General features: G+C 28.2%; 10 protein-coding genes. All 10 read right to left on the bottom strand.

The annotated features are described in order from the left end of the window. Positions 1 to 121 precede the first annotated feature (121 nt). The gene (locus tag AAT22_RS03845) at positions 122 to 1,171 is read right to left on the bottom strand and encodes an aldose epimerase family protein (RefSeq protein WP_047000314.1); all 1,050 of its coding nucleotides are present in this window, start codon (positions 1,169 to 1,171) and stop codon (positions 122 to 124) included. Positions 1,172 to 1,428: 257 nt separating this feature from the next. Next, positions 1,429 to 2,175 (bottom strand): triose-phosphate isomerase, encoded by a 747-nt coding sequence (gene tpiA, locus AAT22_RS03840; protein ID WP_047000313.1) that lies wholly within the window; start codon positions 2,173 to 2,175, stop codon positions 1,429 to 1,431. A 258-nt stretch (positions 2,176 to 2,433) separates the two neighbouring features. Continuing rightward, on the bottom strand, positions 2,434 to 3,612 hold the full coding sequence (locus tag AAT22_RS03835; RefSeq protein ID WP_016208722.1) for a phosphoglycerate kinase: 1,179 nt from the start codon (positions 3,610 to 3,612) through the stop codon (positions 2,434 to 2,436). 153 nt (positions 3,613 to 3,765) lie between these two features. Next, complete coding sequence (gene gap / locus AAT22_RS03830; protein WP_047000312.1) at positions 3,766 to 4,764, bottom strand: type I glyceraldehyde-3-phosphate dehydrogenase; 999 nt, start codon at positions 4,762 to 4,764, stop codon at positions 3,766 to 3,768. Between the two features lie 45 nt (positions 4,765 to 4,809). Further along, positions 4,810 to 5,853: a sugar-binding domain-containing protein gene (locus AAT22_RS03825; protein ID WP_016208724.1), complete on the bottom strand. Its 1,044-nt coding sequence runs from the start codon at positions 5,851 to 5,853 to the stop codon at positions 4,810 to 4,812. 300 nt (positions 5,854 to 6,153) lie between these two features. Continuing rightward, entirely contained in the window at positions 6,154 to 7,536 is a 1,383-nt protein-coding gene (rpoN, locus tag AAT22_RS03820) for an RNA polymerase factor sigma-54 (RefSeq protein WP_047000311.1), read from the bottom strand. A 105-nt stretch (positions 7,537 to 7,641) separates the two neighbouring features. Then, a complete protein-coding gene (locus tag AAT22_RS03815; protein ID WP_047000310.1) occupies positions 7,642 to 8,694 on the bottom strand; it encodes a BMP family ABC transporter substrate-binding protein in 1,053 nt (350 codons plus the stop codon). Between the two features lie 245 nt (positions 8,695 to 8,939). After that, complete coding sequence (locus tag AAT22_RS03810) at positions 8,940 to 9,776, bottom strand: DegV family protein (protein WP_047000309.1); 837 nt, start codon at positions 9,774 to 9,776, stop codon at positions 8,940 to 8,942. Between the two features lie 17 nt (positions 9,777 to 9,793). Beyond that, positions 9,794 to 10,255, bottom strand: a complete 462-nt coding sequence (locus tag AAT22_RS03805; RefSeq protein ID WP_016208728.1) for a tRNA (cytidine(34)-2'-O)-methyltransferase — start codon at positions 10,253 to 10,255, stop codon at positions 9,794 to 9,796. A 189-nt stretch (positions 10,256 to 10,444) separates the two neighbouring features. Next, a complete protein-coding gene (locus AAT22_RS03800; RefSeq protein WP_047000308.1) occupies positions 10,445 to 11,281 on the bottom strand; it encodes a Cof-type HAD-IIB family hydrolase in 837 nt (278 codons plus the stop codon). Positions 11,282 to 11,467 lie beyond the last annotated feature (186 nt).

The raw sequence follows: 11,467 nt of genomic DNA, 5'->3' as shown, positions 1-11,467 counted from the left end.
CCACTAATGCGACAGCTCCATCTTTTAGCTTAGATTGTTTTTTATCATCTTTAATTAATAGTAGATTTTATTAATATTAAATTAAACACCAACTAATACAATCATCTATAAAATTCAATATCTATCTAACTATAAACTTATAACTAGTTTCACTAGAATATTCTTTACCAACTTCAAGAATAGAATCTTCTATAAATAAATTAGATTTTCCAACAGGAATACTCTGAGTTTCAAGACAAACAGCATCTCTAGCTTCTATATTTCTACCTATAGACAACTTACCTTCACTTATATAATTTCCACTATAAACTACAATACCATTACAATCAGTAGAAATTAAAAGCCCTCTTCCAGACTCTTCATCATAAAGTTCAACTCTATTTTCAGTATCTATATCATCTCTAAATTTAAAAAAGTGATCATATCCTTTAGTTATATTAAGTTGATAATAATCTTCATAAATATCTCGTCCAATTTTTTTAGGTTTAGTAAAATCAAATGGTGTATTTATGACATCAATCATTTTTCCAGTAACAATTGACTCTTCATCTAATTCAGCAAATTCTTCAGCTTTTATTTGTAAAGTATGTCCAGTAATTTTTCTTTTACAATTCCCACTTAAATTAAAATAACTATGATTTGTCATATTTAATATTGTAGTTCTATCAGATACTCCATTATAAATAATCTTAAACTCATTATTATTATTTAATAAATAACAAACTTCAATCTCAACCCTTCCTGGAAAGCCGCTTTCTCCACATTCGCTAATATAATGAAAACTAACAGCAACATAATCGTTTGCCTTAATAGTTTCAAAATCAAATATCTTAATGTTAAATCCATTTTTTCCACCATGCAGAGTATTATTTCCATCATTTTTGTTTAATTTATATTTCATGCCATCAATTTCAACCTCAGCGCCCCCTATTCTTCCAGAATTTCTACCTATAATCGCGCCCAAATAAGCTGTACTAATTAAATTAGAATCACAATTTTCATAATTTAAAACTATATTTTCATATTTTCCATATCTATCAGGAACATTTATTTCTGTAATTATACATCCTAAACTAATACACTTAACCTCAATTCCATTATCATTAATTAAAACAATTTCTCTGTATTGATTTTTACTTTTTTCTCCAATAAAATTAGTTAAAATATCCATTCAATCCCTTACCTCTCATATTATTTTCACAAAAAGAGCTTTAAAATATCTTTTTCTCTTAATTTGAACTATTATTATTGTTTTATAACACTATTTATGTTTTAATTATAATCTAAATTACCTTTTTTTCAAATATTAATTTATATTTTTTAAATATAATTTTTTCGTTATCAGATATTATATTTTTTTCAATAACATAAAAAAGAGTCATGTAATGATTTATAAAATACATCACATAACTCTTTTTTAAAATAATATTAATAATTAACTATTTGTGAGAAATCAGCTGCTACTAAGCTAGCGCCTCCAACTAAAGCACCATCTATATCGGACATAGCCATTTGATCTTTAATTGTGTTTGGCTTAACTGATCCACCATATTGAATTCTAACTTTATCTGCTACTTCTTTTCCAAACATTTCAGCAACAACATTTCTTATTGCCATTATTGTTTCGTTAGCTTGTTCGTTTGTTGCAGTTTTACCTGTTCCTATTGCCCAAATTGGTTCGTATGCAATAACTACCTTTTCAGCTAATTCATTTGATAAACCTTCTAAATCTGCTTTAATTTGAGCTCCAACAACTTCGTTAGTTGTTCCATTTTCTCTTTGTTCTAAAGATTCTCCACAACAAAGAATTGGAATTAAGTTATGAGCAAATGCAGCTTTAACTTTCTTGTTTAAAGCTTCATCAGTTTCATTGAAGTATTCTCTTCTTTCACTATGTCCTAAAACAACATAGCTAACTCCCATAGCTTCTAACATTCCTGGAGCAACTTCTCCTGTGAAAGCTCCTTTTTCTTCAAAATGCATGTTTTGAGCAGCAACCTTAATGTTTGATCCTTCTACTGCTTTTAATACAGCATCTAAACAAACAAAAGTAGGGCATACTACCACTTCACATGTAGCATCTTTTACTAATGGTTTTAATTCTTCTATAACTTTTACAGCTTCAGCTGGAGTATAATGCATCTTCCAGTTTCCTGCTATTATTGCTTTTCTCATTTAAATCACCTCTTATATTTAATTTGAATAATGAAGGAGTGAAAGAATGAAAAAATTAAGGTAATTATTCACCGAAGCTGAATAATTAAAATTAAATTCAATTTATAATTTGACTTAAGTAGAATTATAAATATTTTTTTATTTTCTTAATCCAGTTCACTGGATTATTTCCTCAACACTCTCATTTATAGTTGAAAGTATAACTTTTAACTATAATTTTCACTTTTTCATTCTTCACTTTTAATAACTAAACTCGTTTTATTTATTATTTAGCGCTTCTATTCCTGGTAATGCTTTTCCTTCTAAGAATTCTAGAGAAGCTCCACCACCTGTTGAAATGTGAGTCATTTTATCTCCAAATCCTAAGATATTAACAGCTGCAGCTGAGTCTCCTCCACCGATAACTGTTGTAGCATCTGCATCCGCCATAGCTTTAGCAACTGCAATTGTTCCTTTGTTAAAGTTTTCGAATTCGAATACTCCCATTGGTCCGTTCCATATAACTGTTTTAGCATCCTTAATTGCATCTGCATATAAAGTTTCTGTCTTTGGTCCGATATCTAATCCCATGCTTCCTGCTGGAATATTTTGATCTTCTGTAACTACTGGTTCAACATCTTTGAATTCTGCAGCAACTCTGTGGTCAACTGGTAATAAGAATTTAACTCCTTTTGCTGCTGCCTTTTCAATCATTTCCTTAGCATATTCAACTCTATCAGCTTCTACTAATGATGATCCTACTTCGTATCCTTGAGCTTTTAAGAATGTATAAGCCATTCCACCACCAATTATTAATGTATCAACTTTTTCTAATAAGTTGTTTATAACAGCTATCTTATCTGAAACTTTAGCTCCACCTAATATAGCAACAAATGGTCTAACTGGATTGTTTACTGCTTCACCTAAGAATTTTAATTCTTTTTGAATTAAGTATCCACATACAGCTGTATCTAAGAATTCAGTAACTCCAACTGTTGAACAGTGAGCTCTGTGAGCTGTACCAAATGCATCATTTACAAATATGTCAGCTAATGAAGCTAATTCTTTTGAGAATTCTTCAACATTCTTAGTTTCTTCTTTTCTACATCTTGTATTTTCTAATAATACAACATCTCCATCTTTCATTTCTGCAACAGCAGCTCTAGCATTTGCGCCTACAACTTCTTCATCTCTTGCAAAAACTACTTCTTTGTCTAACATCTCGCTTAATCTCTTAGCAACTGGAGCTAATGACTTTGATGCATCTTTTCCTAAATGTGAGCAAAGTATAACTCTTGCTCCATTGTTAACTAAATATTTGATTGTTGGTAGTGCACCATTTAATCTGTTTTCGTCTGTTATAACTCCATCTTTTAATGGTACATTGAAATCACATCTTACTAGAACTTTTTTGCCTTTAACTTCTATGTCTTCTATAGTTTTTTTATTAAAACTCATTTATTTCACCTCTTAAATTTATTTTAATGAAATTATTCATTACTAAATAATAAAATCCTTAATATATGTTTAATTTAAAATTGGTCTGGCCTCATAGATTTTCTATAAAACCAGACCAACACTTAATGTTTAACTTTATACTTAACTATTTAATTATCTAGTTACGAAGTATTTTAAAGTTCTTATTAATTGGTTAGTGTATGACATTTCATTGTCGTACCAAGCAGCAACTTTAACTAATTGATCTGCACCAACTGACATAACTTTTGTTTGAGTTGCATCAAATAATGAACCATAAGTGATTCCGATTACGTCTGATGAAACTATTTCATCTTCAGTGTAACCAAATGATTCGTTAGCAGCAGCAGCCATAGCAGCGTTAATTTCTTCTACAGTTACTTTCTTATCTAAAGTTACTACTAATTCAGTTAATGAACCAGTAACAACTGGAACTCTTTGAGCACCACCATCTAATTTTCCTTTTAATGCTGGAATAACTAAACCAATTGCTTTAGCAGCTCCAGTTGAGTTAGGAACGATGTTTGCAGCAGCAGCTCTACCTCTTCTTAAGTCATTCTTTCCGTGAGGACCATCTAAAGTATTTTGATCGTTAGTGTAAGCATGGATTGTAGTCATAAATCCTTTTTGAACACCGAATTTGTCATTTAATACTTTAGCCATTGGAGCTAAGCAGTTTGTAGTACATGAAGCACCTGAAATAACTGTTTCAGTTCCATCTAATATATCATTATTTACGTTGTAAACAACAGTCTTGATGTCTCCAGTTGCAGGTGCTGAAATAACAACTTTCTTAGCACCAGCTTGTAAGTGTAAACCAGCTTTTTCTTGAGAAGTGAAGAATCCAGTACACTCTAAAACTACATCAACATTTAATTCTTTCCATGGTAAGTCTTGAGGGTTTCTTTCAGCTGTAACTTTGATTTCTTTTCCGTTAACAACGAAAGCTCCTTCTTTAACTTCTATTTCACCGTTGAATCTTCCTTGTGAAGAGTCATATTTAAATAAGTGAGCTAAAGTTTTAGCATCAGTTAAATCGTTGATTGCTACCACGTTAAATTCTGGGTTTTCAATCATTAATCTTAATGCTAATCTTCCTATTCTTCCAAAACCATTAATTGCTACATTTACCATTTGCAATTACCTCCTAAAATAGTTATATTTAAAATTTTTAAAATTTTAAGCTTGTTTAGTGTGTTCCTTAATAAATTCTACAATTTTTCTACCTGCTGCTTCATCTGTTACTAATACTGCATTATGATTTTTCATCATTGTTGCAATAATAGCATCAACTTTATTTTCCCCAGCTGCTACTGCAATATGTGTGTTAATTTTTCTTGCTTCATTAATATTTATTCCAATTGAAGTATTTTCTGAAACTACTTTGGAATCTTTATTAAAATAACACCCAAATGCTTCACCAACAGCTCCAAGAGATTTTAGTTTATTAAACTCTTCTTCTGAAACATCTCTTTTCTCAGCCATAACTAAAGCATCTCCAATACCATAAATCAATATATTCGCTTTATGAATATTATCTATAACTTCTTTAATTTCTCTTTCTTTTAGTAATGTATCTAAAAGCTCTAGACTAAGATTTTCTGGGAGATGAAGTAATTTATAAGAGCCATTTAACTTTTTAGCTAATGATGCCGCTAGTGTACTTGCTTGTATTTCAACTTTTCTCCCCATACCTCCTCTTGCTGGAACTACGAGGGTATTTGAAACATTATTTATTTTAGGTAACGCTTCTACAAATTCTTTAATAGTATTTCCACCAGTAATAGCTATTATATTATTGTCTTTTATAATAGACTTTAAATAATTAGCTGTAGCTTTACCAATTTCTTTTAAAATTATATCATTTGTTTCTGCATCTCCTGGAACAATTATTACTTCTCTTAACCCTAGGAAGGACTTTATGTTTTCTTCTATATCTGATAAACCTTTAATTTCATGTATAAAATCCTTTAGCTTATCAACTACTTCTTGTCCCTCTTCAGTTACTGTCATTCCTGGAGTATTAATTTCTATTAAGTTTTGTGATTTTAAAAAACTTATTTCAGTTCTTACTATTCTTTCTCCAAGATCCAACTGATTTGCTAAAACACGTCTTCCGATAGGCTGATTGTAATATATAGTCCTTAGAATATTGTATCTTTTTTCTAGGACTTCTACAAGTTCAGGAACTATTTTTTTCTGTAAAGACAATATTTCCTGCACTTCCAACCCTCCTTTGGCCTAAAAAGGTCCCACATATAATATATATGTCCCACATTTATTATTATAAAACACTTCTATGAATTTTAAAAGTACTTTCTTTAAACTTTTATAGAAGTTTTACATTTTTTTAGCATTATCTCCTTTTCTTATATATTAAATGCTTATTTTGTTAACTTATTTTTATTTTTCTTATAATAGAAAAACTAACCTTAGCTTAAATTATTTATCTTAATATAATTTAATTAAATATTATCTAATACTAGAGCTAGTTTTCTATTATAAAATCCCCTTATAATCCTTTTACTCTATTCTTTTTCTTTTGCTTGAAGATTTTATCTCCATTTCTTCTCTATATTTTGCCACTGTTCTTCTTGATATATTCAAGTTTTTCTTATTTAACTCATCACATATTATTTGATCTGATAATGGTTTTTTCTTATCTTCATTATCTATCATTTCTTTTATTTGTTTTTTAATATTTACTACTGCTATATCCTCACCATTACCTTGTGTTTGACTCAATCCTGTTGTAAATAAATCTTTTATTTTTACAGTTCCAAAGCTTGTTAATATATATTTATCTTTTATTGCCCTACTTACTGTAGATTCATGTATTCCAAGTTCTTCTGCCATATCTTTTAACGTCATAGGTCTTAAGTACTTTTGTCCCTTATCAAAATACTCCATTTGCTTATCAACAACTTTTTCTAATATTCTAAGTAAAGTACTTTTTCTTTGTTCTATGCTTTTTATTAAAAACATGGCATTGTTTAATTTCTCTTTTACATAATTTTCTGTTTTCTTGTCATCTTTATTATTTAAGATATCTTTGTATATACTACTAATTGATAGTCTTGGTATTACTCCATCATTCATAATAACAAAATATTGTCCATCAATTTTCCTAATAGCAGCATCTGGAATTATAAATTTAACTTCTTCCCCTGTATAAAACCCTCTTGAAGGTTTTGGTTCGAGTTTTTTTATTACATCTCCTAGATCTTGAGCTTCTTTTGGAGTTATTTTCAGGTTCTTAGCTATTATATTGAATTTATTATCTGCTATTAAGTCTAAGTATTCGTCTATTATTCTTTCTAAGTTATCATCTAACACTCCAAGCTTTATTAGTTGTATTTTTAAGCATTCCTTTAGGTTTCTTGCACCTATTCCATCTGGTTCTAAGTCTTGAAGTATTTCTAAGGCTTCTTGTCCTAATTCAAGTGAAATATTTAGCTCCTTACATATGTCTTCTAGAGGCATGTCCAAGTAACCTCTACTATCTATGTTTTCTATCATATAAGATACTATTGCTTTTTTATATTCATCTTCATCACTTTCAATTAATTGATTATTTAAATACTCTGTAAGTGATTCTTTTTGAGATATAAAATTAAATGGTGATACATCTTCATCCTTATTATATTCTCCATAACTTTGAGAACTATAATTATCAAATTCTAAATATTTTATCATTTCCTTATAATCAATTTTATCTTCATATGCCTTATCTTCTTGGACAAAATCAAAGTCACCTTCTAATATTGGGTTTTCTACAAACTCATTTTCTATGTATTCTCTTAAATCATAAGTAGACATTTGTAAAAGCTTTATAGATAACTGCATTTGTTGAGTCATTATTAACTTTTGTTCTTGTGTGAGATTTAAATTAAAATCTAATTTCATAAAGTACACCTTCATTTCAATAAACTACAAACTATAACTTTTACTAGTATTAAGGATAAATCCTTAATACTAGTATAAACTGTTAGTAAACGTTATATCAAGTCATTATAGTACTTTAAATTCTTGCACTTCTTCTTTTTTCTTAGGAATTTCTATTTTTTCTTTAATTACTTCACTTTTATAATTATTAATTAAATTTATTATTTCTGAATTAACTAAGTTATCATTTATAATAAATTCTATAGTATTTTCTTTCAATCCTTCATTAATTTTATTTATTTCTCCACTTTTAAACATACCTTTGTTTGCTTCTGATAAACTTTCGTATAATACTTTATCCAAATGTACTACTAATGAAGCAAGTGAATTGTCTATATAATCTTTATAAACTTCCTCTGCATTCATTCCACTATTAATTACATATTTACCTTTTTCCTTAGCTGCTTTAAAAACTCCTTCTGAAGCTTTTCCTGCTGCTGTTAGTACTATTTCACAACCTTTATCATATAATTTCTTTGCTTCTTCATAAGCCAAGTCTACATTTGCACAATCTCCAATGTATTTTACATTTTCACCTGATAATAATCTTGTTACAGCTGACATATTAGTTACTTTAATTCCTGACATATATCCTGATAAAAGTAATTTATTGGGCTCATTATCTTTAATTGCTATGTATCCAACTTCTTTATTCCCGCTTTTTTTACCTGCTAATACACCTGCTAAAAAACCTGCTTCCTCATATTTAAATGCTATATTTTGAACATTACTTTCCCTTATTTTATTTGATGTAACTATAAACTTCTTATCTCGGTAGTTAGTTGCTGTCTCATTAACTACATTTTTAAATTCTTCTCCTACTACAATTATTAAATCATTAGTTTTAGCTGCTCTTATAAAATTCTTTTGAAAAGATTCTTCATCATCTTTATCTATTTCTATAGTAGTTAATTTAACTCCAAATTCAGTTATAATTTTATTTATTCCTTCTAACCCTAATTGATTTAAACCTTTATCTTCTAAACACCCCTTATTTACAACATAAGCTACTTTAGGTTTATCTAAATCTATTATTGGGCTATTTAGCATTTCACAACTTATAAGTATAAAAATTAAGCATATACTTAAGCTTAATAAAAGCAATCTTTGTTTTTTCACTATAACCACCTTCCTTTTTACTTTAGGTTGCCCAAATAAATATATAAAAATTCTTCATGTTTTATTCAAAAAAAAATAAGATAAATCATATCTAATATAACTTACCTTACTTATATCCCTTATTATTATTGTTTATCTATATCTTTTTAAAGATTATTCTTTAACTATTATTTTTTAAAATTATTTTATTATTCCGCTAATAAACTTAATTGTATATATATCAATATAATTATTTATTATAAATTCTACTTACTTAAGAAAAATAGACCACTTACTCTAGTTCCTGAGTGTATACCAACTGCACATCCCGGAGTTGTTTCTATGTATCTTAAATTGTTTTCTTCTAAATATTTTTTAAGACTATCTTTCATTTCTGGACTTTCAATTTCTATTAAAATAACAGGTTCATCTTTATCTGGATTGCTTGACTCATAATCTGATATTATTTTCTTTAGAGCCTTTTTATTTCCCCTAATTTTATCTTTCGCTGTCATCATTCCATCTTCAAATCCGATTATCACTCTTAACCCTAAAGCAGTACCTATAGCACCTGCCGTTTTAGAAATTCTCCCACCTCTAACTAAATTTTCTAGAGACTCAAAACATAAAGAAGCATTCATTTTAGGTATTAATTTAAGTAATTCTTCTTTTATTTCTTCTGCCTTTAACCCCTTATCTCTAAGTTCGCATGCCTTTAATACAAAAAAGCCTTGGGCTGATGTTATTACTTTTGTATCTACTATTACTATATCATCGCTTTCTAGCATATCTTTTGCTATACATGCTGAATTATATGTTCCACTCATATTTGAAGACATAAGTATAGCTAAAACCTTATATCCTTCATCTAAGCTTTCTTTAAAATATTTTGCAAATCTAACTGGAGTTATTTGTGCTGTAGTTGGAAGTATCTTATCCTTCTCTATTTTTTCTTGCATTTGTTGTAAGTTAATTTCTTCCCTATCAATATAACTCTCATCACCAAAATTAATTAAAACAGGCACTACTTCTATATTATTTTTTTTAATTAATTCTTCTGGAATATCTAAACAGCTATCTGTTAAAATTTTTATTTTTTCCACGCCTACTCCCCCTAAATCTATTTCATTTCAGGAAAACCAATTTGCCTTAAAGCTTCATATGCTATAATTGCTACAGTATTTGAAAGATTTAAACTTCTAGTACTTGTTTTAATCATAGGCACTCTTATTCCTGCATGATTTTTATGTACTTCTTCCGGAACCCCTGATGACTCTCTACCAAACATTATAAAATCTCCTTCTTTAAAAGAAGCTTCATCATAGTGTACTCCTCCATGAGTTGTAGCTAAGAATATTCTTTCATTTCCATACTTTTTCATAAATTCTTCATAGCTTTCATGTATTTCAAGCTTTAATTCACTCCAATAATCTAATCCCGCACGTTTTACTTGTTTATCATCTATTTTAAATCCCATTGGCTTAATTAAGTGAAGAGTTGAGTTTGTTAAAACACAAGTTCGCGCAATATTCCCTGTGTTTTGTGGTATTTCTGGTTGATATAACACTATATTTAAATTCATTTCTTCGTAACCTCCCATTAAAAAAGTAAGATGACCTCATCTTACTTTAATGAAACTATATAAAAAATGATACTATATCAATCTTCATTAGTCAAAGATTTTAGTATTTGTTAACAGAATATTTTCTTCTATCTTATGAAAACTAATTTATTTCTTTAATTAATATAGAAATTGATGTAAAACCATATTTTAAAGTTTAAATATTTTCTTTATGGCTTTTGCAACTCCATTTTTCTTATTTGTATCAGTTATATAATCTGCTAAGTTTTTAACTTCAGGTATTGCATTTCCCATGGCAACTCCTACACCTGCATATTCAATCATCGAAACATCATTTTCATTGTCTCCTATACAAACTATTTCTTCTCTTTTGAATCCATAATAATCTGCTAATGCTTTTACTGCATTTCCTTTTGAAACTCCTTGATTATTAATTTCAACGCTTCTACTTCCTGCTCCAAAATATACAATTTTGTCTATCCCATTTAGTTTTTCTTTAAGCATTGATATTCTTTTAGGATTTATTGAAAAGACTATGCATTTAGTTATTTTTCCTTTATTTTCTCTAAAAAATTTTTTCCAATTATCTATATCTTTAATAACATAATAATTTATTTTTAAGGTATCATATCCAACTTGTTTTGTCATATATAATTTAGTTACAAACTTCATTAATTCACTGCCACAATATATCCCATCTAATGTATAAAAATGAAAATTAAAATTCATTTCATATAAAGTTTCAACAAGCTTAATGCATTGCTCAGTTTCTATTGGGTTTTCATATATAACTTTATTAGTATGCTTTTCTCTAACTATTGCTCCATTTGCTGCAATAACAGGTGATTCAACCCCTAAAAGATGAGAGTAATACGCTGCATTATTATATATTCTACCTGTAGTTACTACTATTTCTACACCTTTTTCATGAATTTGTTTTATTACTTTTTTACTTTCTTCTGATATTTTTTTTCCTTTACCTAGTAAAGTTCCATCCATATCAATACAAACCATTTTGTATTCCATAAAAAACTCCTTTACTCACCCTTTAATATTACTATAATATCATTCTACTATAATTTCGACAATAAATTTAATATAAGAAAGAATTTATAATATATATTGTATTTGTATAAAAAAAGAATGATATCATTTTTAATATCATTCTTTTTATTTATTTAATTACTACTTTTTAATTTTATTTATTAAAAT

The sequence above is a fragment of the Clostridium sp. C8 genome (genome assembly GCF_001010885.1).
GTDB lineage: Bacteria > Bacillota > Clostridia > Clostridiales > Clostridiaceae > Clostridium > Clostridium sartagoforme.
This window is presented reverse-complemented; position numbering and strand designations above follow the sequence as displayed.

Excerpts from the sequence above, each read along its gene's own strand:
- tpiA (WP_047000313.1), bottom strand. The coding sequence starts at position 2,175 with ATGAGAAAAGCAATAATAGCAGGAAACTGGAAGATGCATTATACTCCA.
- rpoN (WP_047000311.1), bottom strand. The coding sequence starts at position 7,536 with ATGAAATTAGATTTTAATTTAAATCTCACACAAGAACAAAAGTTAATA.
- AAT22_RS03800 (WP_047000308.1), bottom strand. The coding sequence starts at position 11,281 with ATGGAATACAAAATGGTTTGTATTGATATGGATGGAACTTTACTAGGT.
- AAT22_RS03805 (WP_016208728.1), bottom strand. The coding sequence starts at position 10,255 with ATGAATTTAAATATAGTGTTATATCAACCAGAAATACCACAAAACACA.
- AAT22_RS03845 (WP_047000314.1), bottom strand. The coding sequence starts at position 1,171 with ATGGATATTTTAACTAATTTTATTGGAGAAAAAAGTAAAAATCAATAC.
- gap (WP_047000312.1), bottom strand. The coding sequence starts at position 4,764 with ATGGTAAATGTAGCAATTAATGGTTTTGGAAGAATAGGAAGATTAGCA.
- AAT22_RS03835 (WP_016208722.1), bottom strand. The coding sequence starts at position 3,612 with ATGAGTTTTAATAAAAAAACTATAGAAGACATAGAAGTTAAAGGCAAA.